Raw genomic sequence first — 23,162 nt, forward strand, 5'->3', positions numbered from 1 at the left:
GAACTTCTGCGCGTTCGCGCCGTTGCAGTCCCAGATCTGGAGCCGGGTGCCGTTGGCGGTGGCGCCGCTGGGCGAGTCCAGGCAGCGGCCGGACTGCGGGTTGAGCAGCGACCCGTCGGACTGCTGCACCCAGACCTGGCCGCCGACGCCGTTGCAGTCCCACAGCTGCACCTTGGTGCCGTCGGCGGTGCCGTTCCCGGCGATGTCCAGGCAACGGCCCAGCGTCTCCAGGGAGTTGTCCGGGTTGTGCACCCAGTGCTGGTCGACCGCGTAGGACTGGCAGTCCCACAGCTGGACGGCCGCGTGGTCGACACCGACGTCGTCGCCGGCCACGTCGACGCACTTGCTGCCGGGGCCGGTGATGGTGGCGCCCTGGTTGCCGGCGGGGTCGCCGGTGTAGCCGGCCGCCACGATGTCGGCCTGGACGGCGTTGTCGGCGGCGTCGGTGGCGAAGCCGGAGGTCATCACGCCCTCGAAGAAGGAGCCGACGGCGCGGTTGCTGTTGTCGCCGCCGGTGCCCAGGACGATGGAGCCCTCCTGCTGCATCGGGGTGTAGCCGCCGCTGGGCAGCGCGCCGTGCCACCAGGTGGACAGGGCCCCTGACTGGGAGTTGCCGCCTTTGAGGGCGAACGTGGTCTGGCCGTCGTTCTTCAGCAGCGCGGTGACGAACGGACTGCTGTTGCCGAGGTTGGCCGGGTTGTTGCCGCTGCCCTGGTAGAGGCCGTTCTCCAGGTCCGCCGCGACCCACGGGCCGCTGCCGGTGCAGGGCGCGTCATGGCAGCGGTCGCCGATGTAGACCGCGTCCATGTGGCCGTTGCCGGTGTCGTCGACGGTGTGCTCGGCGTTGCCGTAGTCGAAGCAGCAGCCGCCGTTGACGTGGGTGCCGCTGGCCACCATGTACATCGACTCGGCCTGGCCGTTCACGGCGACGCCCGCGGCGTCGGTGTGGCGGTAGCCGGTGCCGGGGGTGACCAGGACGCCGTAGGCGCGGTGGCCGCCGACGGTCACCGGCAGGGCGCTCGCCGGGGCGCCGTGGTCGGCCAGGCCCTGGGTGCCCGCGCCCTCCACGGTGAGGTCGTTGTGCCGCGGCGACTGGTCGTAGATCTTCGTGATCGCGCAGGAGGTGGCCGCGCAGAACGCGTCCTGCGCGGCGGCGTCGGCGTAACCGCCGGTGGTCAGCACCCCGATGTCGCGGGTGGCGCCGTCGGAGGCACGGGTGACCTGGTAGAGGCTGCCGCCGTAGCCGGAGTACAGCGCGCGCACCGTGCTGTGCGCTGCCACGCAGGGGGTGCCCGCGGCGGCGTAGATGTCGCACGGGCGGGAGCCGGCGGCCTGCGCGGGCACGGGGGAGGCGGCCAGGGCGCCCAGGACGAGGGCGAGGCCGGCGCAACACGCGAGGAGGGCGCGGCGCAGCCGGTACGGCAGGGACGGCCGCGCGGACGTCCGCGCGGCGGGGGGACGCGTTCTGCTCATGCGGTGGACTCCCTTGAGCGGTAGGGGGGTTGGCGGGTTCGGGGCATGACAGGAGGCGCCGGGGCACGGATGGAGCCGGCCGCGCCCGGGGCGTGCCGCCAGGATGTGGAGTCGCCGATTTTTTCGTCAACACCCCGGAAAAACCGCGCCCCGCATTTCGCACCCCTGTCGCACCCCCGTCACACCGGTTCATCCACGGCCGCCCGGCGCCTCGCGCCGGGCCGGATCGTTTCGTACCGGTATGAAAAAATTCGGGGTCTTCCCCCGGAAGGGTTGATCGGGGGCGGGGACGATGACTTTTGCGGGCGGGGGGTGTCTTAAACGGTGAAGGGGCGCGGCGGAGGTCGCCGCGCCGGGTCCCGTACGGCAACGGAGGACGCGATGACGAGCGGACGGCTCACGACGTGCTTGTGGTTCGACGGCAGGGCGGAGGAGGCCGCGGACTTCTACCTGTCGGTGTTCGAGGACTCCTCGCGCGGCAGCACGCTGCGGCACACCGACGCCAGCCCCGGCGAGGAGGGCACGGTGCTCACCGTGGAGTTCACGCTCAACGGGCAGCGGTTCCTGGGGCTCAACGGCGGGCCGCAGTTCCCCTTCACCGAGGCGGTCTCCTTCCAGATCGACTGCGCCGACCAGGCCGAGGTGGACTACTACTGGTCGCGGCTGACCTCGGGCGGTGGGGAGGAGGGGCAGTGCGGCTGGCTCAAGGACCGGTTCGGCGTGTCCTGGCAGGTCGTGCCGAACATCATGCCGACCCTGCTCACCGCCTCCGACCGAGCGAAGGCCGACCGGGCGATGGCGGCGATGATGAAGATGCGCAAGCTGGACATCGCGACGCTCCAGGCGGCGTTCGACGGGGCCTGATCCGGGCGGCGGCGGGCCGGAGTGGGCCGACCGGGCCCCTCGCCCGCGGCCTGCCGCCTAGACTCGCGGCAGGGAGGGGGAGGGAGCCATGGCGGGCGACGTGTCGCAGGTTCCGCAGGGCGTACGGTCCGGCGCGGCATCGTTCCGCGCGGCATCGTTAGGGGCGGAGCCATCACGGGGAGCGCCGCGGGCGGCTTCCGCACCGGCCGCGTCGTCCCGGGTCGCCTCTTCCCGGGCCGCGTCTTCCCGAGCCGCGTCGTCTCGGGCCGTACTGTCGCGGGCGTTGGCCGTACCGCTGGTGGTCGCGCTGGTCGCCCTCCTGCCCGGGTACGTCCTGATCCAGCCGGGTCCGGGCCAGCGGGACGCGGGCTTCTGGCTGCAACTGGCCCTGACCTGCTACGCGGGCGCGCGGCTGTGCGCGATGGCGCTGGGCCGGCGGCGGCGCCTGCTCCAGGGCGCGTTCTGGCTCTTCTGCTACGTGGCGATGGGCGTGGCCCCGCTCGCCCAGCAAGTGATCGGGCAGGTGCCGACCCCGGTGGTCGGGCCCCGTTCCGACACGGTGCTGGCGATCTCGCTCACCCTGCTGGGCTGCGTCGCCTACGACGTGGGCGCGTTCGCGGCACGGCTCCAGCCGCCGCGCGACTCCCCCCGGCCGCCCCGCCCCCCGGCACAGGTGGCCCGGCGCCGGCTGTGGCTGCTGGTGCTGCTGGCGTACGCCGGCAGCGCCCTGTGCATCGCCAAGCTCGGCGGCCCCGCGGTGTTCTTCACCAGCCGCCAGGACATCAGCGAGACGGTGCAGGCCAGCGGGCTGACCGGGGCGAGCGGTGAGAGCCATGTCGGCTCGGCGTTCATCCGCGGCTTCGGCACGGTGCCGGCGCTGCTGGCACTGCTGGTCCTGATCCGCTGGATGGCCACCTCCCGGCGGGCCCGGCGCAACCTGCCCGCGCTGGTCGCCCTGTGCGGCCTGGCCGTCATCAACGTCATCGTCAACAACCCGATCTCCAACCCGCGTTACTGGTTCCTGACGGTGGTCTTCGCGATCCTGTTCACCGTCTTCCCGCGCAGCCCGGCGGTGTACCGTACGGCGCTGGTCGGCGGAGTGGTCGCGGCGCTGCTGCTCTTCCCGTTCCTCGACCGCTTCCGCTACGACGCGGGCGGCTACCACCCGGTGCAGTCCACGTCCGTGCTCGACCCGCTGACCATCAAGGACTACGACCAGGTCGGCATGTTCTCCAACACCCTCAGCTACGTGGAGTCCGGCGCCGGGCACACGCACGGACGCCACCTCGCCGCCGACGTCTTCTTCTTCGTGCCGCGCTCGGTCTGGCACGGCAAGCCGCTGGACTCCGGGGTGGTGGTCGGCCGCTGGATGGGCATGGCCAACACCAACCTCTCCTCCCCGTTGTGGGCCGAACTCTGGCTGGACTTCGGCCCGTTGGGCATGACCGCGGGATTCCTCCTGATCGGGTATGCGTCCTCCCGCGCCGACCTGCGCTACGCCCGCCGCACCCTGGAGTCCCCCCGCCCGGGCACCCTCGCGGCCGTGGTCACCCCCCTCGCCGCGGGCTACTCCTTCATCCTCCTGCGCGGGCCCCTCCTCCAGGCCGCCGGCCGCATCGGCATCCTCCTGCTGTGCGTGGCGCTGGTCGCGACGACCAGCAGGGACCCGCGGCGGGCGCTGCGCTAGGTCGTGTCTGACAAATAGCGTCGTCCCGCCCGAAGGGCGGGGGCTGACGGGGTCTGGTGCGTGCGATCGCAAGGCGGAGGGAGGAGGGCGCAGCGGGCTGCGCCGACGACCGACAACGCAGCGAGCGTGCGTGCCAGACCCCGTCAGCCAGGCGGGATTTGTCAGACACGGCCTAGCGGCCAACGAAAGGGGGCGGCTGCCGCTCAGGGCTGCACGTCCTCCGGCGACCCGGTGTGCTCGTCCAGCAGGGCGCGCAGGAAGACCAACGACTCCGCCGGGGCCAGCGAGGTGTCGCGCAGCACGTCGTACGCGAGGCGCAGCGGCTCGACCTCCTCCGGGTCCTCGGTGAGATGACCGCTCCAACTTCCCTGCGTGTAGGCCACGGTGCGCCCGTCACGGAAGTACACCAGCTCCAGCGAGCTGCGGATGTGGTGCGGCCCGGCCCCGAACGGCACCACGTGCAGGGCGACGTCCGGCTGCTGGGCCGCCTCGATCAGCCGCTCCAGCTGGGCGGTCCACGTCTGCGCGTCCCGCGCCTTGCGCCGCAGCACCGCCTCGTCGATCAGCACGCGGTAGTGCACCGGGTCCTGACGGGCCAGCCGCTCCTGCCGGTCGAGCCGCGCCGCGACCTGTGCCGCCATCTGCTCCGTGCCGAGGCGCGCCAACTGCAACTGCTCCTGCGCGTACGCCCGGGTCTGGAGCAGGTCCGGCACCGCGCCGACCGCGTACTCCTGGATGCTCACCGCGTCGACCTCCAACGGCGCGAGCCCCAGCAGCAGCCGGTCCTTCGTCTCCCGTTTCGCCAGGTGCCACAGCTTCACCAGCAGGTCGCCGGTCCCGTACACCCGGTCCAGCGCGGCCGCCGTCTCCACCGTCCCCAGCCGCTCGCCGTGCTCCAGCCGGTGCAGGTACGACTGCTCGAAACAGCACTTCTCCGCCAGCTGCACCAACGTCATGCCCGACTGCCGCCGACGGAAGGCGAGTTCGCCGGCGTACAGCGCCCGCGCCGACAGCCCCTCCCCGTCGACCGCGTCCTTGCCCGCGCCGCCGCCATTCATACCGTTGCTCCTTTTCGTTGGTGTGGTGCGTGACGGTGAGGGCGGCGGTGGGCCTGCCCCGGTAACGAGCCGACCCGCGCGATACGCCGGCGGTACCCGGCGGGGAGCGGCAGCGCGGCCCAGACGACCTTCCCTTCGGGCCTGGTCAGTGCGGTGCCCCACTGCCCTTCCGAGAGCCCGGCCACGACTCGGAGCCCGCGCCCGCACTCGGCGTCGTACGAGATCGGCCGCAGCACCGGGCGTGCGGGGCTCTGGTCCCACAGGCCGAGGTGCAGCCGCGTGTTCGTGACCCACATGCTCAGCGCGCACCGGCCCCCGGCGTGCCGTACGGCGTTCCCGGCGAGCTCCACGACCACGGTCACCGCGTCGTACGCCAGCGTCTCGGGCGCCGCCCACTCCGCGAGAACCCCTCTCACGTGCTCCCGCGCCCGCCCCACCGCCAAGGGCCCACACACCAGGTCCAGCCTGCTTCGACGGGAGCCGGAAGTCATGGGGCCACCTTTCACCGGTTCACAGATTGACGGGGCGACCGCGCTGGTGTCGGACAATGACGGCGCCAACACGCTGCGTTGATCGCGCCCGGGAGTAACTGTGGCGCATGAGCAACGTTTCTAGCAAGCCGTTCGACAGTGAATGTTGACGGTCCATCAAGGCGGCATATGCCAGCAACGTTGCCAGGTACTAGGCTGCACCGAAAACAAGGGAGGCAGGCCGATGGCGGAAGCAAGGCCCAACGTGCACCGGCGTAGGCTCGGATCGGCTCTGCGATCACTGCGTGCCGCCGCGGGGCTCGGGATGGACGAAGCCGCGACTCAGCTCGGTCTGGCAGGCAAGCCCGCGCTCAGCAAGATCGAGAACGGCAAACAGCGCGTCTCGGGTCTCGGGCTGACGGCCTTCTTCGAGATCTACGGCGTCGACTCGGACGAGACGCGCACCAAGATCAAGGTGATGGCGTCCCTCGCGGCCCCAGGCAAGCGGACGAACCTGCTGGACGAGTACAAGGAAGTGATCCAGACCGACGAGTTCGAGGACTTCCTGCACCTCGAAGGCATGGCGTCGAAGGCCGAGTCCTACCTGACCATGGTGCCTGGCCTGCTCCAGACCAGGGAGTACGCGACCTCCGTCGTGGAGCGGAGCCAGCAGTGGCCGTCGAAGCGCGAGGCCGCCCGCTTCGTCGATCTGCGCATTGCCCGGCAGGCGGTGCTCGCCCGCGACGAACCACTGACGATGTCCTGCGTCCTGGACGAGGCCGCGCTGCGGCGCACGATCGGCGGTCCGGATGTGATGCGAGCCCAGCTCCAGCGGTTGCTGGACGTCACCGAACAGTACGCCCATGTGGAGATCCAAGTGCTCCCCTTCGGGACCGGGGCGCACGCGGGCATGAACGGCTCGTTCCGGCTCCTACACTTCCAGGTGGGGTCGCCGGTTGCCGTCGTCGAGACGATGACAACCTCCCTCTACCTGGAGGAAGATGGAGATGTGGGCAGGTACGAGTCGGCTCTTGAGTTCCTCCGCGCCCAGTCGCTCGACGGCCCGGCGTCGCGCCGCTTCATCCACGAACTGATCAAGGACTGCCAGACATGAACAAGCAGGTCGATCTCACCAACGCCACCTGGGCCAAGAGTGAGATGTCCGATGCCGGGAACAACTGCCTGGAAGTCGCCTTCGTGGACGGGGTGGTCGCCCTCCGCGACTCCGTGGACGTCGGCGACCCCGACGCCAAGGTGCTGATCATCTCCGAGAAGGACTACGAACTCTTCACCAAGAGCGTGCGCGCCGGCCAGCGCAACCTCCTCCTCCCGTAGCGCCCCCTGCGGCCCCTCGCTCCCCCGACGAGTGAGGGGCCGCACCCATGAGAAGCCTCAGAGCACGCAAACCCTCCCCGAGAAGAGAGCGGCCCCATGCGTGAGAACTGGTCCAAGAGCAGCTACAGCGGCCAGAACGGCGGCTGCGTCGAGACGCGTCTCCAGGGTGGGACCGTAGGCTGCCGCGACTCCAAGGACATCACGGGACCAGCCCTCACCTTCGAGCCCGCCCAATGGCAGCACTTCGTGAACGCGGTCAAGGCCGACCACTTCCCCACCCTCGACGCCTGACCAGCCCCCGGCCACCGTACGTTCCGCGCCGCCTCTCCAGCCGCCCACCCCGCTGTTCCCGGACCGCCCGCGCTCCCACCGCCGGTACAGGAGCGGGGACTTCCCCGTCGCTGAGCACGCCCACGCCCACACGTTCAAGCTCCCCGTCTGGCATCGTGAGCAGGATCTCGAACTGGCCGAGCAGTACGTCCGCGCGGCCATCAAGGTCAGCGACCATCACAAGGAGCTGCAATGACCTCCAGGACGTGGGTGGCACGAGCCAACTGGAGGCGTCCAGGGTGAGGTCGCGCCCGGGTCGGGGCTGGTACGCCGCGAGGCTGCGGCCCGCGCTCCCTTCCGCTGTAGCGGCGTATCCTCGGGAGCACCGTCAGTGACGTTTCGAGTACTGGAGGCAGCCGTGGCCCACACGTGGGAAGCCGATCCGTCGGCCACATTCGTCAGGCGCCTCGGCAAGTCGGCGGCAGAGCTGGGCCACTCCAAGGACGAAGAGGAGTGCCCGGACATCTGGCAGTTGAGCAACGGTGACATCGCGGTGGTCGGCCGCGATCTCACCTCCCACTACCGGCAGCATCTTCCCGGCGGGGTGAACCTGGGGCCGGACGAGCGGTTGGTCGTCATCCCGGGCGACATGCTGAGCGCAGCGAAGGCGGACATTCCCGATGCCTGATCTCCTGGCCCCTGGGCTCCCCGACGAGCTAGGTGAGTCGCTCGTACGCGAGGACTACAAGCGGGACTTCCGGGAGCGACGGGCGGCGCTCCGCGACGGGGAGTCCTGGAAACTCGAGCGGTTGCAGCACTTCGAGGAGACGAACGACGAGAGCCGGGACGCACTCCGCCAGGGAGACTGGCCCGGCGTGCTGCGCTTGTTCGAGGCCGAGCGCGACGCTCTGACGCGAAGGGCCCGCGACGACGCGGCACGGGGCGCGGCCTTCCATCGCATCCGTGTGGTCGAGGAGCCGTTGACGCCGTACGTGCAGTGGGAGCTGAACTGGCTTCGGCTGACCGCGGAGTGCGGCCATTCCGTCCGCGTACTGCCTGCTGCCGCGGTGGCTGCGGCGGAGGCCGACACACCGCTGCCAGAGCTCAACCTTCTCGACGGCCGGGTTCTGTACCGGGTGCTGTACACCGATGCGGGCCGACCGGACGGCGCGGTCCGCTTCACCGATCCGGACCTGGTGAGGAACTGGGCGGAGTACCTGGCGGAGCTGTACGAGGCCGCCGAGGACGTCCAGACGTACTTCGACCGCGCCGTGGCCGACCTGCCGCCGCCGCCCGCGGCCTGACCGGAACAGCACCGACGGCCGCGCCGGTTGCGTGCGTTCCCGCGTAGAGGCCGCGTTGGATCGGTCCGGCGATGGGGCGCAGGGCGAGCGGAGGTGATGTCGCCGCGACCGGCGGACGTCCCGGAACCCTGCCGGGTCCCGCCGGGGTGCGGCGGAGCGATTCGCGGCCCGCCGGACGGCACGGCTCCGGCGGTAGGGGGCCCGGGGCGGGACCCGGGTGTCGAGAGGACGGTCTTGCCCTGGAGGTGGCCGCGGGGCGCGCGTTCGCGGGCGGGGTCCGCGTTCAACTCGCTGGCGACGGCGTCGCGTTCACCGCGCGGCGCTCCGCCGCGATCCGCAGCCACAGCGCCACCGCCTTGAGGGCGGAGCCGAGCGCCAGGCCCCAGGCGGCGCCGAGGACGCCGTCGAGGCGGTAGCCGGCCAGCATGAAGAGGACCGACGCCAGGGAGAAGACCACCTGGATCGGCAGGGTCGCCCGGGGGCGCAGCACGCGCAGGGTCAGCAGCGCGGAGGTGCCCAGCGCGATGCACGCGTACTGGCTGCCGGAGGCGGGCAGCAGCGCGGACGACGCCGCCCAGGTGTCCCCGAGCAGCGCCCGCCCGGCGTGCGGGGGCAGCAGCATCAGCACGACCGTCCAGGCGGTGGCGACGGTGGCCAGGACGACGGCGAGCACCGCCGTCACCCGCACCTTGTCGTCGGTGCCGCGCACCCGGTTCAGCAGCGGCGGCCCGAACGCGGTGGCCGAGTTGAACAGCACGTTCATCGGCCCGAACAGGGTCGTCGCACCGCGCAGCGCTCCCACCGCGAGCGGCGCCGCGAACAGCCCGAGGCCCACCACGGCGAGCTGGCTGGTGGCGTTGCCGACGCCGAACTCGACCACGAACCGCTGCCCGAGGTGGCCGCGCCGCAGGTACGCGCGGAGGTCGACGGGCGGCCGGGCCTCGCCGGGCGCGCCCCGCAGCCGGTGCCGCAGCAGCGCCGCGCCGACCACCAGCGCGGGCACCCCGGACAGCCCCCAGACGGCCACCAGCCGTACCGCGCCCGCGCCCTGCGGCTGGACGGCCAGCGCGGGCACGGCGACCAGCAGCCGCACCACGTCGGCGGCCAGGGCGAGATGGGGCAGCCGCAGCGCCGAGAAGCAGTACCGCATGCCGTCCTGGGTGAGCACCACCGGCAGCACCAGGCCGAGTACGGCCAGCCCGCGCGCGGTGGTGCCGGGCAGGAGCAGCAGCGCGCCGGCCATGCCCCAGCCCAGGACGGCGGACGCGACCGCGGTGAACACCACGGCGGAGCGGCAGGCGGCCCGCACCCGGCGCGAGCCGCGCTCCAGCACCAGCGCCTGGCCGACGTAGGAGACGTTCACGCCGAGCAGCACCGTGAAGACCATGTAGACCATGGAGAAGACGGCGAAGCCGGCCGCCGTGGACAGCCGCGCGGCGACCACCAGCACGATGATGTTGGTGAACGCGGCGACGCCCTGGTCCGCGACGGAACTCGCCACGGCCGCCACCGAGCGCCCCCCGCCGGAGCCGTCGGGGCCGGAGCCGTTGGCGTCGGAGCCCTCGGTGTGCTCGCCGTAGGGGTCGTCGCCGTACGGATCGGTGCCGTCGGCCGACTCGGCGTCCTCGTAAGGGAGTTCGCCGTGCGGGTCACCGCCGTACAGGTCGTCGTACGCGCTGTCGTAGGCGTTGCCGTACGTCGTGTCGTACGGGCCGCCGTACGATGCGGCGGCCCGCTGCGGGGGTTCGGCCCCGGACGCCGCGGCGTACCGCGGGGCGGGGCCGGTCAAGGGACCGGGTGGTGCTCCGGAGCGGTGGGGGCGTCCGGGGCCGCGCGGTGCGTCCGGCCGGGCGCGGCCGCGGTGGCGGTACGGCGCCCGCCGCCGAGCAGGCGCGGCAGGAACCGGGAGCCGCCAGGCGCGGCCGGGGCGCGATGCAGTACGGCGCCGAGCACGGCCCCGCCCGCTCCGTCGACCAACTCCCGTACCCGGACCAGGTCTTCGCGGCGCACCTCGGCCGGGTCACAGACCACGACCACGCCGTCCACCCGGTCGGCCAGCGCGAGCGCGTCGGCGTAGGACAGCAGCGGCGGGGCGAGGACCACCACGACGGTGCCGGGGTCGTCGGCCTCCGCGAAGAGCCGGCCGGCCTGACCGGAGGTGAGCGCGCGGGCCACGTTGGGCACGCGGCGGCCGGGCACGAGGTCGAAGGAGCCGTATCCCCCGGTGTCCACCGGGAGTTGCAGACCGGCGGGCCAACCGCCTTCGGCCAGGCCGGCGTTGCGGGCCCATCCGGGGCGGTGGCCCTCGGCCGAGCGGAGCCGCGCGGACAGCGACGGGGTGCGCAGGTCGGCCTCGACGAGCAGCACCTCCTTGCCCATCTCGGCGAAGGACGCGGAGAGGTTGACCGCGACGGCGGCCGCGGTGTCGCTGCTGCCGCGCGGTTCGACGACGAGCAGGCGGCGGCGTTCGGCGAACCGCCTGTCATGGCTGAGCCGGAAGGCGATCGCCCGGTACTCCTCGGCGAGGCGGCCCGCCATGTGGCCTTCGGCCAGAAGGGGTTGGGGCGCCTGGAGGTCGTGGCGACCGCGGCCGTGCGGCAGGGTTCCGAGCACCGGCGCGCCCATCGCGCGGGTGACCTCGCCGGCCGAGCGGGGCCGCGGGTCGAAGACCAGCCGCAGCCACGCGGCGAGCAGGCCGAGCGCGAGCCCGACCGCGGCACCCAGACCCAGCATCAGGCCCAGGCCCGGGCCGGTCGGCGCGTCGGGCACCGTGCCCGGCTTGATGACCGTGCCCGGGGTGGTGTCCAGCGCCCGCAACCCGCTGATGTCGCCGTTGAGTTCGGTGATCCTGCTGAGCAGGTTGGTCTGGACGGAGACCAGGGTGCCGACGACCTGGCTGTCCTTGGTGGCGTCGATCTGGTCGAGCAGTTCGTTGCGCTGCTTGACCAGCGGGTCCAGCTGGTCCTGGTAGCCCTTGACCATCTTCGCGATGGTGGCCTTCGTCGCCGACTCGCGGCTGCCGAGGTAGGCCGCGGTGAAGGCGTTGACCCACGCGGCGGCGTCCTCGCCGTTCGCGGCGGTGCAGGTGAAGCGCAGCACGAGTGTGTTGGGCGGGTTGGTCACCTGGAGGCAGTGCTGGAGCTTGGTGACCGGCTGCTTCACCGCCTTCGCGGCGGCCTCGGCGACGCTCGTGCTCATCGCGGACTGGCGCTCGGTGCCGATGTCGATGCCCTTGTCCGGGGTCGCGCCGGCGGCGAAGGGGTCCGCGGTCGCCGCCCGCACCATCACCGAACTGCTCGCGGCGTACGTGTCCGTGCCGCCCAGCGCGAGGTAGGCACCGCCGACGACGCCGACCACCAGACCGGCCGCGATCAGCCGCTTGTAGCGGACGATCTGGCGCACCTGGTCCCGTACGAGGTCCACTTCCTCGCCGTCGTCCAGCAGTTCACCGCTCATCGTCGGCTCCGCCTTCCCCCGCGGGCGCCCCGGCGGGCACTTGCGCCGGCTCCCGGCCCGCTAAGTCGGCGTCCTCGTCGTCGGTTCGGGCCTCGCCCGGGTCCGCTGCCGGGGCGTCCGCACACTCTGCCGCCCGCTCCTCCGCCGACTGCTGCGTCTGCGGTTCGGCGGCGGGGCGGGGCGGGGCCGCCGGGCGCGGTGGGGCGGCGGGTTTCGGGGGCGCGTCCGGGCGCGGCGGTACGGCGGCGGCGGGCGCCGGATCGGCGCCGGTCTCGGGCTCGGGCGCCGCCGCAGTTACGTCTTCTGCGGGTACTGCCTCCGCAGGCGCGGCCCCCTCCATGTCGGCGCCCTCCGGCGCCTCCCCCTGCGGCCCCCGCTCCGCGTCCCCCAGTACCTCCGAGAGCAGCGCGTCGATCCGCTTCAGCCCCGCCTCGCGGGACAGGTGCGCGTCCACGTAGACCGGCCCGGCGGCGGCCAGGAGCGCGGCGCGGGGCTCGTCGAGGGTGAGCGCCAGGACCGCGCCGAGCAGGTCCTGCGGCGACTCCGGGGCCACCACCACCCCGGCGCCGGAGCGCCGCACCTCCGCCGCCGTACCGCTGTCCGCGGCCACCGCGGCGATCACCGGGCGCCCGGCCGCGAAGTACGAGGTGAGCTTGGACGGCAGGCTCATGTCCCGTACCGAGGCCCGCTGGGTGACCAGGAGGAAGTCGGCGGCGGCCAGTACGTCGGGGAACTCCTCGTCCGCGGCCGGCGGGAGGAAGTCCAGGTTGGGCAGGCCGCCCGCGAGCGCCCGCAGCTGGTCGCGCTGGTTGCCGTCGCCCATCAGGACGACGCGGGTCTCGGGTGCCGAACGGGCCGTCTCCACAAGGACGTCGAGCCCCTGCTTCAGGCCCATGTTCCCGGAGTGCAGCAGCACCGTCTGCCCGGGGCGCCAGCCCAGCCGGGCCCGCATCTCCTCGCGGGGACGCGACGGGCGCCGTACGTGCGACCAGTTCGGCACCACCCGTATCCGCTCGGCCGGCACCCCCATCGCGGCCACCTTCGCCACGAACGACTCGTGGATCACCCCGACCAGCGCGGCCCGCCGCAACGCGTGCTTCTCGACGAGACCGGCGGCGCGCCCGGCCGGCCCGCCGCCGCGTATCCCGCTCTGCGCGGCCGCCGCGCCCATCAGGTCCTGCACGATCGGCACGAACGGCACGTCGTACCGCTCGGCCAGCCGCGCGCCGAGGACGGCCCCGGCCAGGCTCGGCATCTGCGCGAACACCGCGTCGGGCCGGCCCATCCCGGCGGGTTCGTCACGGCCGCCGCGCAGCACGCTCAGCTCGAACGCGGCCCGGCGCAGGGCGGTTTGGCGGGCGGGCACCGCGTGGCCGCGCCGGTGCACCCGGACGCCCGCCCGGTCCTCCTCGATCCGCCGCACCCCGGTGTAGGCCGGGTCGAGCTTCCAGGCGGGGTAGTGCGGCATGCCGGTGAGCACGTGCACCTCCGCGCCGCCGGCCGCCCAGTGCTCGGCGATCTGGGTGGCGTACGGCCCGATGCCGGCGTGCTCGGGCGCGTAGTTGGTGGAGACCAGCAGGAGCCGACGGCGCAGATCCGACGTAGCCACGAAGTGTTCCTTCCCCCCGGGACGAACCCCCAGATCCAGACAAGTGCACACCTTAGCCGTTCGCGGCGCCACCGGACCTGCGGTTGCCGTGCGTCGGCGGCCGCAGTTCCGCGAATCCCCCGTTGCGCGCGATACGTCCGGCTATCGTCTGAGACTCCGCGACGCTGGAGAGCGTCGTACGGCTGGGGGTTGATGATGCTGCACCGGGTCGGTTACGCGCCGGGGGTCTACGACCTCTTCCACGTCGGGCACCTGAACATCCTGCGGCACGCCCGCAGCCAGTGCGACTACCTGGTGGCGGGTGTCGTCTCCGACGAGATGGCCCAACTCGCCAAGGGGCGCGGCCCGGTGGTGCCGCTGGTGGAGCGGCTGGAGATCGTGCGGAGCGTGCGGTTCGTGGACGCCGCGTTCGTGGAGACGGTGCCGGACAAGCTGGAGACGTGGCGCCAGGTGCGGTTCGACGTGCTGTTCAAGGGGGACGACTGGCGCGGGACGGAGAAAGGGCGGCGGCTGGAGGAGAGGCTTGCCGCGGTGGGGGTGGAGGTCGTGTACTTCCCGTACACCGTGCACACGTCGAGTACGCAGTTACGGCGGGCGCTGGACGTGCTGGCCGGACCGGCGGGCGCGGCGGGTGCGGCAGGTGCGGCCGCCGCCCCGCTCAACCCGCCTGACGCGGGAGCGCGTTGAGCTCGCGGAACCACTTCGTCAGGAAGGCCGCGAGGAAGAGCACATGCACCGCGAACAGCGCGGTGTAGCCGTAGCGGAAGGCGCGTTCGCTGCCGAGCAGCAGGAACGCCGCGCACGTCACGCCGTAGTCGGCCGGCAGCAGGGCGACCGCCCGCAGCCGGGAGGGCGGCTGCGCCGGGGCGCCGGCCGAACTCCCCTTGGGCTTCAGCTTGTCGGTGAGCAGGCCACCGAAGAAGACGAGTACGGCGGTGAGTTGGAAGCCGAGCGGCACCAGCAGCCAGCCCGCGCCGGGCAGCCGGAAGTGCCGGTAGAAGGTGATCAGGACCGCCGCGTGCAGCGCGGTGATCTTCGCGCAGTCCACCACGTGGTCCAGCCACTCCCCCGCCGGGCCGCCCCGGCCCAGCAGCCGTGCGAGCTGGCCGTCCGCCGAGTCGAAGGCGAAGCCGACCGCCAGCGCGGCGTAGACGGCCACCGCCAGCCGCCACGACGGTGCCGCCACGGCGAGCGCGGCGATCCCGGCGCCGCTGCACGCGGCGCTCACCAGCGTCACCTGGTTCGGGCCGAGCCCCGCCCGGTACGCCCCCGCGGCCAGCACCCGCCCCACCGGCCGGTTCACGTACCGCGAGTACAGCGAGACGCCCTTCGCGGTCTTCTGCGCCCCCCGCAACCGCCGAAGCGCCTCCCCGAACCCCAGCGCCCGCCCGCCCATCCGCCTCCCCCTCGCCGCCGCCCCCCACCCGTATCCTGCCGGACCGGCCCCACCCGGCGCGCGCGATCAGCCGTACCGCGCCTCAGACGCCGCCCTGCTTCTCCTCGCCCCGCCGCACCATGTCACCGCCGACCGGCAGCAGCGGCTGGGCGGTGCGGGACAGGGTGCCGCGGGGAATCGCGGGGGGGACCAGGGCGGGCATGCCCGGCAGTCTGGCAGGGGTCAGCTGAGCGGGAGCTCCAGGGGGCGGGATTCGACGGCGTCGAGGGTGGCGAGGGTGGCGGCGTCGAGGTGGAGGGCGCCGGCGGCGATGTTCGCCTCGAGGTGGGCGGGGTCGGCGGTGCCGGGGATCAGGGCGGTGTTGGGGGTGTGGTGGAGGAGCCAGGCCAGACCGACCTGGGCCGGGGTGGCGCCGAGCGCGGTGGCGGCGGCTTGGACGGCGGGCTCGTCGGTGACCTTGGGCAGCCCGGGGAAGGCGCCGCCGAGCGGGAAGTACGGGACCCAGGCGATGTTCTCGGCGACGCAGAGCCGGAGGATCTCCTCGTCGCGGCGGGCGACCAGGCTGTACGCGTTCTGGACGCAGACGATGCCGGCCGGCAGGGCGCGGCGCACCGTGTCGATCGAGACGGAGCTGAGGCCGATCGCGCCGATCTTGCCCTGGTCGCGCAGGTCGGTCATGACGGCGAGCTGGTCGTCGAGGTCCACGACCTGGTCGCCCTCGGCGCGCAGCCCGGGCCCGGTGTCGGTACGGCGCAGGTTCACCACGGGGATGCGGTCGAGCCCGAGGCTCTTGAGGTTGTCCTCGACGCTCGCGCGCAGCTCGTCGGGGCGCTGCGCCAGCCGCAGCCGGATGGGTCCGTCGGCCGGGGTGGCTCCGACCTTGCTGACGATGATCATGCCGGTGCCGTCGGCGGAGGCGTCGGACGCGCCGAGCCGGTCGCGGTAGGCGTCGCGGATCACGCTGTTGACGAAGCCGTCGCCGTAGAACTCGGCGGTGTCCACGTGGTTGACGCCCAACTCGGCGACGCGGTGCAGGAGGGCGACGGCGGCGGCGCGGTCGTCGTGGAGGCGTTCGAGCTGCATCGCGCCGAAGCCGATACGGGAGACGGTGTGGCTACCGAGGCCGGTGGTGCCGCCGGCGGGGGCGGCGGGGCTTGCTGCCATGGGAAATATGCTCCTCGTGAGACGATGGAGTAAGCGGAGGAACCTCCGTATCGCCACTGTACACCTTTAACGGAGGACCCTCCGCTTTGACTGACGCCGACCCCGCACCCGAACCCGCCCCCGAACCCTCGCCAGAACCCGAACCCGCACCCGAAGCGGCTCCCACGGCCCCCAAGCCCCCGCCCCGCAAGCGCGCCGCCCGCGCCGACGCCCAGCGCAACCGCGACAAACTCGTGGCCGCCGCCCGCGCCGCCTTCACCACGGCCGGCGAGGCCGCCCCGCTCGAAGCCATCGCCCGCGAGGCCGGAGTCGGCATCGGCACCCTCTACCGCAACTTCCCGACCCGCGAGGCCCTGGTGGAGGCGGTCTACTCGGCCGAACTCGACGACGTCACCGCCAGCGCGCCCCGCCTGCTGGCGGAGCTACCCCCCGCCGACGCGCTCCGGGCGTGGATGCGGCGCTACGCCGCCTTCGTCGCGACCAAGCGCGGCATGGGCCAGGTGCTGCGCGCCGGGTGGTCCTCGGGCCGGATCTCCCCGCCCGACACGCGCCGGCGGATCGGCGCGGCCGTCGGCACCCTGCTGGCAGCGGGCGCGCAGGACGGGACGATCCGCGGCGACGTGGCGGCGGAGGACCTGACCGTGATGCTCGTCGGGATCTTCCTGACCGCGGCCACCGGCGGCGGCCAGGAGCAGACGGACCGGCTGATCGAGCTGGTGATGGACGCGCTGCGGCCGCGGCCGGCCGCGTGACGGCACCGCTCCCCCCGCGGCCGCGGCCGGGAGAAAGGGTCAGCGCACCGCGCGTGCCAGCCGGGTCGCCGCCTCGGCCCGCGGCCTGCTGCCCTCGCGCCAGCCGCGCGCGGGGTGCACCGAGTTGGTGAGCAGCACCAGGAACGTGTCGGTCGCCGGGTCCAGCACCAGCCCGGTCCCGGTGAACCCGGTGTGCCCGAGCGCACCGCGCCCGGCCAGCTCGCCCATGAACCACGGCTGGTCGCGCTCGAAGCCCAGCGCAGGCCCCGAATTGCCCGCGCCCGCAGCACCCGCCCCGCCCGCGCCGCCCGCGCCGCGCGCGCTGCCCGCACCGCCGGCACCGCCCGCACCCCCGGCCCCGAGCAGCAACCGCACCCCCGCCGCCGACAGCAGCACCTGCGACGTCCCCGCGACAGCGTCCAGCACCGCCCGGCAGAACACCGCCAGGTCCCACCCGGTGGAGAAGAGCCCGGCGTGCCCGGCCACCCCGCCCATCGCGTACGCGTTCTCGTCGTGCACCGAGCCGTGCACCATGCCCCGGTCCAGCTTCCCCCACGGCCGCCGTTGGTCCTCGGTCGCCGCGATCCGCGGCAGCCAGGAGGCGGGCGGGTTGTAGCGGGTGTCGGCCATGCCCAGCGGCCCGGTGACCTGCTCGGCGATCAGCCGGTCGACGGTGCGGCCGGTGACGCGCTCCAGCACGGTCTGGAGCAGCAGCAGGTTCAGGTCGGAGTACGTCCGGGTGGTGCCCGGGGGCGTCAGCGGCGGCTCCGCGGCGAGGCGGGCGGCGCGGGCCGCGGCGTCCGGCTCGTCGTACAGCGGAAGCTCCGGCCGCAGCCCCGAGGTGTGGGTGAGCAGGTGCCGCAGGGTGACGCCGTGCGCCGCGGCGGCCGTCAGTTCGGGCGCGTACGACGCGACGGGCGCGTCCAGCCGCAGGGCGCCGCGTTCGATCTGCTGGACGGCGACGAGGGCGGTGAAGAGCTTGGTGACCGACGCGAGGTCGAAGACGGTGTCGGCCCTGGCCGGCACCCACCGCTCGCGCGGCAGCTCCACCCCGCGGTCGGCGTGCTCGTCGTAGGCGGCGTAGCGCACCGCCCAGCCGACCGCCTCGTGCAGCGCCACCACACGGCCGCGCCCGGCCACGACGACGGCGCCCGCGCACCACGGGTGCGGGCGGTCGTGGTCGTGGCCGGGCTCCAGCCAGGCGCTCAGGCCGGGAACGATCCGGTGCAGCTCGTCGGTGTCGAGGCCGGCCTCACGGCAGGAACCTCTCGACAGCGGCGGGGCCATGTTCCTCCAGTGCCTTGCGGGCCTTCTCGATCAGCTCCGGCGTGCAGTCGCGGCCGGAGGCCATCACCAGGTCCTCCGGGTCGATGGAGTGCTCCGCCCCGGTGTGCAGCGTACTGTCGGCGGTTTTGAACGCCCAGGTCTTCTCCGGATCGTCGGACATCGCAACCTCCCGAGGTCTACGGTCCCTCCACCGTACGCCGCCCGCGCAGGCAGAGCCCGGCGAAGCAGGCCACGGCGACCAGCACGCAGCCGAGCTGGGTGACCGCCATCGGCACCGCGGTGCCGTCGCCCGCCACGCCCGACAGCGGGGACAGCACGGCACCGACCAGGAAGGACGAGGTGCCGATCAGCGCGGAGGCGGCGCCGGCGTGCTTGCGGGTGCGCAGCAGCGCCTGGGTGTTCGAGGTGGGCAGCACCAGGCCCATCGACGCCATCAGCACGAACAGCGCGGCGGCGATCTCCGGGAGGGTGGCGTGGCCGAGGGCGCCGGTGGTCAGCAGCACCAGCGCGGTGGCGGCGAGGGTGATCATGGCGAGGCCGAAGCCGAGCACCTTGTCCATGTCCACCCGGCCGACGAGCACCTTGCCGTTGAGCTGGCCGACGCCGACGATGCCGACGGAGTTCAGGCCGAACAGCCAGCCGAAGGTCTGCGGGGAGGCGCCGTAGATGTCCTGGACGACGAACGACGACGCGGACACGTACGTGAACAGCGCCGCGAAGGCGAAGCTGCCGGCCAGCACGTAGCCGGTGAAGACCTTGTCCGCGAGCAGGCTGCGCATCGAGCCGAAGGTGGAGCTCAGCTCGCCGCTGTGCCGGTCCTCCGGAGGCAGCGTCTCCAGCAGGCGCCGCCAGCAGACGACGGTCAGCAGGGTGCCGACCACCGCGCAGACCACGAAGATCCCGCGCCAGTTCGTCAGCCGCAGGATCTGGCCGCCGATCGCGGGGGCGATGATCGGGGCCACCCCGGAGATCAGCTGGAGGGTGGCGAAGAACCGGGCCATGTCCAGGCCGTCGTACATGTCGCGGACCACGGCGCGGGAGATCACGATGCCCGCCGCGCCGGCCAGCCCCTGGACCAGCCGGAAGCCGATCAGCAGCGGCACGGTGGGGGCGAACGCGCAGACCACCGTGGCCAGTACGTAGATCGCCATGCCGGCCAGCAGCGGGCGGCGGCGGCCCCAGCGGTCGCTGAGCGGGCCGACGACGAGCTGCCCGAGCGCCATGCCGGCCAGGCACGCGGTCAGGGTCAGCTGCACCATCGCGGACGAGGCGTGCAGAGCACCCGAGACCCGCGGCAGCGCGGGCAGGTACATGTCCATCGACAGCGGCGGGAGCGCGGTGAGCCCGCCGAGGACGAGGGTGACGACGAAGCCGGTGCGGACGCTGCGGTCCGGTGCCGGGTGCTTCCCCCGCGGGCCGCGGGCCGGGGCGGGTGCCGGGGGAATGGGGGTCGAGGTCGGGGCGTGGGTGGCGGTGAACTGGGCGGGGCCGTTGGGCCCGGCGTCCTGCACGTGGGCACTCTCCATCGGAAGTTGTTGAAGCGTTGCCTATTCTTTCAGTCGCCATGGACCATCAGGCACGAATATCCGGGGACCGAGATGTGAGGTCCGCAACGAGCGAGGGCGTACGCACGATGAGCGAGCACACGACGGGCGGGCACACCGCGGGCGGGGCGGGCGCCGGCGCACCCGGGCGCAGAATCCGCTGGGGCATCCTGGCGACCGGCGGGATCGCCGCGAGCTTCACCGAGGCGCTGCTGTCGCTGCCGGCGGACGCCGAGGTGGTCGCGGTCGGCTCGCGCAGCACCGAGGCGGCGGCGGCGTTCGCCGAGCGCTACGGCATACCGCGGGCGTACGGCGACTGGGCGGAACTCGCCGCCGACCCGGACGTGGACGTGGTGTACGTGGCCACGCCGCACTCCGCGCACCGCGCCGCCGCCGGGCTGTGCCTGGAGGCGGGGAAGGCGGTGCTGTGCGAGAAGGCGTTCACCATCAACACCCGTGAGGCGCGCGAGCTGGTGGGGCTGGCCCGCGAGCGCGGGCTGTTCCTCATGGAGGCGATGTGGACGTACTGCAACCCGCTGATCCGGCACCTGCTGGCGCTGGTGCAGGACGGCGTGATCGGTGAAGTACGGCACGTCAGCGCGCACTTCGGCTTCCACAGCGACTTCCCGCCCGAGCACCGCATGCGCGACCCGCGCCTGGGCGGCGGGGCACTGCTCGACCTCGGGGTGTACCCGGTGTCCTTCGCGCACCTGCTGCTCGGGGTGCCCGACACCGTGGAGGCGTGGGCCCAGTTGACGCCGGAGCGGGTGGACGCGGCGACCGGGATCGTCCTCGGCTGGCACAGCGGGGCGATCGCCACGCTGAGCTGCGGGTTCACCGCGGACATCGGGGCGCCGGCGGCGATCGCCGGGACCGGCGGGCGGATCGAGATCCCCGACGGCTTCTTCAACGCCGACCGGTTCGTCGTCCACCGCGAGGGGGTCGAGCCGCAGACGGTGCTGCTCTCCGACGTCAGCGACGACCACGAGCGCGGGAGCATGCGGCACGAGGCCGCGGAGGTCATGCGGGCGCTGCGCGCCGGGGAGACCGAGTCGCCCCTCGTGCCGCTGGACGGCTCGCTCGCGGTGATGTCCACCCTCGACCGCGTCCGCGAACGCGTCAACGTCCGCTATCCCGGCGTCGACTGACGCGCACCGGCGGCCCGCTACTGCGCCGGCGGCAGGGTGAGGTCGAGGTCGAGCCGGATGGCGCGGGTGGTGAAGCCCTGGCGCTCGTAGAAGCGGCGGGTGGTGTCGCTCGCGGCGTAGGCGTTGACCTCGGCGCGGACGGCGCCCCGGCTGCGGGCCCAGGCGAGGAAGTCGGCGGTGAGGCGGGTCCCGACGCGGCTGCCGCGGTGGCCGGGGGCGACGTACAGCGCCCGGAGGGTGGCGCTGCGGATCGGCAGGACCGCGACCGGCTCGGCGAGGGCGCCGACGAGGTAGCCGACGACGGCGCCGTCCCCGCCGTCGGCGACCAGCACCAGCGACGACGGGTCGGCGAGGGTCGCCGCGAAGGACTCCCTGCCGTGCCGCAGCGCCCACTGCGGCTCCACCGCCGGGTCGCGGACGGCCGCGTCCTCCGTCAGCAGCGCCACGCTGCACGTGACGATGCCCTCGATGTCCTGAGCGGTGGCGGTACGCACGTGTACGGAGTCGTTCATACCCGAGAGGCTACGGCGTCCCGCGCCGCGCGGCCGTCGCCCGCGCCGCGCGCCACGGCGGAGCGGTGGCCTGTCATGTCGGCGCCTGCCGGCGCGTGTCGGGGCCGGTGTCGCGGCGGCCGTGGCCGGGGTCCTCGGGCCCGGGACCGAAGGCGCGGGCCGTGCGGTGCGCGGCGAGGAAGGCGGCCACCGCCGGCTCGGTCGCGGCCTCGTCGGTGCGCCAGCCGCACACCGACAGCCGTACGGCGCTCTGCCCGCGCCAGTGGGTGGGCGTCACCCAGCAGGTGCCCTCGGAGTGGAGCCGTCCGACCACCCGGCGGGTGTGCGCGTCGTCGCCGATCCGCAGCAGCACCTGGTTGAGCCGGACCGGCACGAGGACGTCGATGCCGGGTTCGCCGGCCAGCCGGACCGCGAGGCGGCGCGCGGCGGCGCAGTTGCGGTCGACGAGGTCGGCGACGCCCTGCCGGCCCAGGTGGTACAGCACCGCCCACAGCGTCAGCGCGCGGGCCCGCTGGGACATCTCCACCCGGTGGTCCAGCGGTTCGCGGCCGGCGGGCTCGGCGCCGGGGGCGTACTCGGTGTGCGGGCCGACCGCCCGGCGCAGCGGCTCGGGCCGGGCGCAGAACGCCAGCCCGCTGTCGTAGGGGGTGTTGAGCCACTTGTGGCCGTCGCAGGCCCAGGAGTCGGCCTGGCCGGCGCCGTCCAGCAGCGGGCGGTGCCGGGAGGAGGCCGCCGCCCACAGCCCGAACGCGCCGTCGAGGTGCAGCCAGCCGCCGTGCGCGTGGGTGACCTCGGCGATCGCCCGCAGCGGGTCGACCGCGCCGCAGTGGGTGGAGCCGACCTGGCCGCAGACGATGAGCCCGCCGGGGGCGGCCGCGGCCAGGTCGCGCAGGTGGGGCACGGCCATCCGGCCGACGTCGTCGGCCTGCACCCGGCGGATCGCGCCGCCGAGCCCGAGCAGCCGCAGGCAGCGCAGCACCGAGGCGTGGGTCTCCTCGCCGACCAGCACGGTCAGCGGCGGCGCGCCGGCCAGGCCCTGCTCGCCCGCGCTCCAGCCGGCCCGCTGGAGCTGGTGCTCGCGGGCGGCGGCCAGGCAGGCCAGGTTGGCGGTGGTGGAGCCGGAGGTCAGGCCCATCGCGGTGCCGGCCGGCAGCCCGAGCAGCTCCACCAGCCAGCGTTCGCAGACCTCTTCGGCGACCGCGGACAGCGGGCTGAGGTCGTGGAAGGCGTCGCACTGGTCCCAGACGCTGGTCAGCCAGTCCGCGGCGACACCTACCGGCAGCGCGCCGCCGACCGCGTAACCGAAGCCGCGCGGACCGCCGGTGGCCGGAGCGCCCGCCTCGCCGGCCCTGATCAGCCGTTCCACGGTGGCGTGTTCGGGGTGGCCGGCCACCGGCAGCGGCCCGCCGAGGAGTTCGGCGACCCGTCCCGGGTCACGGGCCCGCACCGTCCGGTCGGCGGCCATGAACGCCTCCGCGTAGCCCGCGACTTCGGCGAGCACGCCGCGGGGCCGCGGTCCGGCCGGTTTCCTCGATCCGGCGGTCGACTGGGCCGGGACCATGGGTCGTCCCCTCACGTCGTACGCCCCTCTCCTTGTCGCGCGCCGCCGTCTTACGGCCGTATCGCGCCCTGAACGGTACGGGCGTTCTTTCCGGCCGGGCCCGTCGCCGATCACCGGGAATGCGTCTTTCATTCCAACGGGGTAAAGGGTGTGGCGATTCGGTGCGCACCGGGTGAAGCGATCGACAAATGGCGCCGCACCCACGGAAGTAGGGAATTCAACGGTAATTCGGCGGCGGCCGCAACGCGACTACGGGGGCAATTGTGCGGCGC

Annotated in this window: 22 protein-coding genes and 1 pseudogene; 10 read left to right on the plus strand and 13 right to left on the minus strand. The window is 73.5% G+C overall.

What is annotated here, in order from left to right; genetic code table 11:
* Window positions 1–1,473, minus strand: a 1,473-nt coding sequence (locus AC3EVP_RS35265; protein ID WP_435137431.1) for an arabinofuranosidase catalytic domain-containing protein, incomplete at its 3' end; no start/stop codon positions are given.
* Between the two features lie 381 nt (window positions 1,474–1,854).
* Here AC3EVP_RS35265 and AC3EVP_RS35270 point away from each other — a divergent pair.
* Both AC3EVP_RS35270 and AC3EVP_RS35275 read left to right on the plus strand, forming a co-directional pair.
* Window positions 1,855–2,337, plus strand: coding sequence for a VOC family protein (locus AC3EVP_RS35270; protein WP_335982855.1), 483 nt, complete (start codon window positions 1,855–1,857; stop codon window positions 2,335–2,337).
* A gap of 283 nt (window positions 2,338–2,620) precedes the next feature.
* Entirely contained in the window at window positions 2,621–4,024 is a 1,404-nt protein-coding gene (locus tag AC3EVP_RS35275; RefSeq protein WP_435137434.1) for a hypothetical protein, read from the plus strand.
* 203 nt (window positions 4,025–4,227) lie between these two features.
* On the opposite strand, the gene AC3EVP_RS35280 is transcribed toward AC3EVP_RS35275, so the two are convergent.
* Both AC3EVP_RS35280 and AC3EVP_RS35285 read right to left on the minus strand, forming a co-directional pair.
* Window positions 4,228–5,082, minus strand: coding sequence for a helix-turn-helix domain-containing protein (locus AC3EVP_RS35280; RefSeq protein WP_435137437.1), 855 nt, complete (start codon window positions 5,080–5,082; stop codon window positions 4,228–4,230).
* Window positions 5,079–5,573, minus strand: a complete 495-nt coding sequence (locus tag AC3EVP_RS35285; RefSeq protein ID WP_435137440.1) for an ATP-binding protein — start codon at window positions 5,571–5,573, stop codon at window positions 5,079–5,081. Before AC3EVP_RS35285 ends, AC3EVP_RS35280 begins: the two co-directional genes overlap by 4 nt.
* Window positions 5,574–5,796: 223 nt before the next feature.
* On the opposite strand from AC3EVP_RS35285, the gene AC3EVP_RS35290 reads away from it, so the two are divergent.
* From AC3EVP_RS35290 to AC3EVP_RS35310, 5 genes are all read left to right on the plus strand, one after another.
* Window positions 5,797–6,666, plus strand: a complete 870-nt coding sequence (locus AC3EVP_RS35290; protein WP_435137443.1) for a helix-turn-helix domain-containing protein — start codon at window positions 5,797–5,799, stop codon at window positions 6,664–6,666.
* Window positions 6,663–6,887 carry a DUF397 domain-containing protein gene (locus tag AC3EVP_RS35295; RefSeq protein WP_435137446.1) on the plus strand — a complete coding sequence of 75 codons (225 nt, stop codon included), beginning with the start codon at window positions 6,663–6,665 and terminating at the stop codon, window positions 6,885–6,887. The genes AC3EVP_RS35290 and AC3EVP_RS35295 overlap by 4 nt, the downstream gene beginning before the upstream one ends.
* Window positions 6,888–6,983: 96 nt before the next feature.
* Window positions 6,984–7,178, plus strand: a complete 195-nt coding sequence (locus AC3EVP_RS35300) for a DUF397 domain-containing protein (RefSeq protein WP_435137449.1) — start codon at window positions 6,984–6,986, stop codon at window positions 7,176–7,178.
* A gap of 397 nt (window positions 7,179–7,575) precedes the next feature.
* Window positions 7,576–7,845, plus strand: coding sequence for a hypothetical protein (locus AC3EVP_RS35305; RefSeq protein WP_435137452.1), 270 nt, complete (start codon window positions 7,576–7,578; stop codon window positions 7,843–7,845).
* Window positions 7,838–8,461, plus strand: coding sequence for a DUF6879 family protein (locus tag AC3EVP_RS35310; protein WP_435137455.1), 624 nt, complete (start codon window positions 7,838–7,840; stop codon window positions 8,459–8,461). Before AC3EVP_RS35305 ends, AC3EVP_RS35310 begins: the two co-directional genes overlap by 8 nt.
* Before the next feature lie 283 nt (window positions 8,462–8,744).
* Here the strand turns inward: AC3EVP_RS35310 and AC3EVP_RS35315 are convergent, their stop codons facing one another.
* The 3 genes and pseudogenes from AC3EVP_RS35315 to AC3EVP_RS35325 form a co-directional block, all read right to left on the minus strand.
* Window positions 8,745–9,971, minus strand: a complete 1,227-nt coding sequence (locus AC3EVP_RS35315) for an MATE family efflux transporter (RefSeq protein ID WP_435137514.1) — start codon at window positions 9,969–9,971, stop codon at window positions 8,745–8,747.
* A gap of 275 nt (window positions 9,972–10,246) precedes the next feature.
* Window positions 10,247–11,917 (minus strand): CpsD/CapB family tyrosine-protein kinase, encoded by a 1,671-nt coding sequence (locus AC3EVP_RS35320; protein ID WP_435137457.1) that lies wholly within the window; start codon window positions 11,915–11,917, stop codon window positions 10,247–10,249.
* Between the two features lie 364 nt (window positions 11,918–12,281).
* Window positions 12,282–13,493: pseudogene (locus AC3EVP_RS35325) on the minus strand (glycosyltransferase family 4 protein); the annotation flags it as partial.
* A gap of 225 nt (window positions 13,494–13,718) precedes the next feature.
* Here AC3EVP_RS35325 and AC3EVP_RS35330 point away from each other — a divergent pair.
* Window positions 13,719–14,213 (plus strand): FAD synthase family protein, encoded by a 495-nt coding sequence (locus AC3EVP_RS35330; RefSeq protein WP_435137517.1) that lies wholly within the window; start codon window positions 13,719–13,721, stop codon window positions 14,211–14,213.
* Here the strand turns inward: AC3EVP_RS35330 and AC3EVP_RS35335 are convergent.
* Together AC3EVP_RS35335 and AC3EVP_RS35340 are read right to left on the minus strand one after the other, a co-directional pair.
* Window positions 14,185–14,922 (minus strand): CDP-alcohol phosphatidyltransferase family protein, encoded by a 738-nt coding sequence (locus AC3EVP_RS35335; protein ID WP_435137460.1) that lies wholly within the window; start codon window positions 14,920–14,922, stop codon window positions 14,185–14,187. The two genes, AC3EVP_RS35330 and AC3EVP_RS35335, sit on opposite strands and share 29 nt — an antisense overlap.
* A gap of 222 nt (window positions 14,923–15,144) precedes the next feature.
* Window positions 15,145–16,086, minus strand: a complete 942-nt coding sequence (locus AC3EVP_RS35340) for an aldo/keto reductase (RefSeq protein ID WP_435137463.1) — start codon at window positions 16,084–16,086, stop codon at window positions 15,145–15,147.
* A gap of 86 nt (window positions 16,087–16,172) precedes the next feature.
* Here AC3EVP_RS35340 and AC3EVP_RS35345 point away from each other — a divergent pair, with 86 nt between their 5' ends.
* Window positions 16,173–16,838 (plus strand): TetR/AcrR family transcriptional regulator, encoded by a 666-nt coding sequence (locus tag AC3EVP_RS35345; RefSeq protein WP_435137466.1) that lies wholly within the window; start codon window positions 16,173–16,175, stop codon window positions 16,836–16,838.
* 39 nt (window positions 16,839–16,877) lie between these two features.
* Here AC3EVP_RS35345 and AC3EVP_RS35350 read toward each other — a convergent pair whose 3' ends face one another.
* Genes AC3EVP_RS35350 through AC3EVP_RS35360 form a run of 3 tightly spaced genes read right to left on the minus strand, consistent with a single transcriptional unit; the run spans window position 16,878 to window position 19,651 of the window.
* Window positions 16,878–18,125 (minus strand): serine hydrolase domain-containing protein, encoded by a 1,248-nt coding sequence (locus AC3EVP_RS35350; protein WP_435137469.1) that lies wholly within the window; start codon window positions 18,123–18,125, stop codon window positions 16,878–16,880.
* The gene (locus AC3EVP_RS35355; protein WP_335982883.1) at window positions 18,091–18,285 is read right to left on the minus strand and encodes a hypothetical protein; all 195 of its coding nucleotides are present in this window, start codon (window positions 18,283–18,285) and stop codon (window positions 18,091–18,093) included. Before AC3EVP_RS35355 ends, AC3EVP_RS35350 begins: the two co-directional genes overlap by 35 nt.
* A 16-nt stretch (window positions 18,286–18,301) precedes the next feature.
* Entirely contained in the window at window positions 18,302–19,651 is a 1,350-nt protein-coding gene (locus tag AC3EVP_RS35360) for a multidrug effflux MFS transporter (protein WP_335982885.1), read from the minus strand.
* 107 nt (window positions 19,652–19,758) lie between these two features.
* On the opposite strand from AC3EVP_RS35360, the gene AC3EVP_RS35365 reads away from it, so the two are divergent.
* Window positions 19,759–20,817: a Gfo/Idh/MocA family protein gene (locus AC3EVP_RS35365; RefSeq protein ID WP_435137474.1), complete on the plus strand. Its 1,059-nt coding sequence runs from the start codon at window positions 19,759–19,761 to the stop codon at window positions 20,815–20,817.
* A gap of 17 nt (window positions 20,818–20,834) precedes the next feature.
* Here the strand turns inward: AC3EVP_RS35365 and AC3EVP_RS35370 are convergent, their stop codons facing one another.
* Together AC3EVP_RS35370 and AC3EVP_RS35375 are read right to left on the minus strand one after the other, a co-directional pair.
* A complete protein-coding gene (locus tag AC3EVP_RS35370) occupies window positions 20,835–21,329 on the minus strand; it encodes a GNAT family N-acetyltransferase (RefSeq protein ID WP_335982888.1) in 495 nt (164 codons plus the stop codon).
* Between the two features lie 73 nt (window positions 21,330–21,402).
* The gene (locus AC3EVP_RS35375; protein ID WP_435137478.1) at window positions 21,403–22,905 is read right to left on the minus strand and encodes a pyridoxal phosphate-dependent decarboxylase family protein; all 1,503 of its coding nucleotides are present in this window, start codon (window positions 22,903–22,905) and stop codon (window positions 21,403–21,405) included.
* Window positions 22,906–23,162 lie beyond the last annotated feature (257 nt).

This window comes from Actinacidiphila sp. bgisy144 (genome assembly GCF_057708105.1).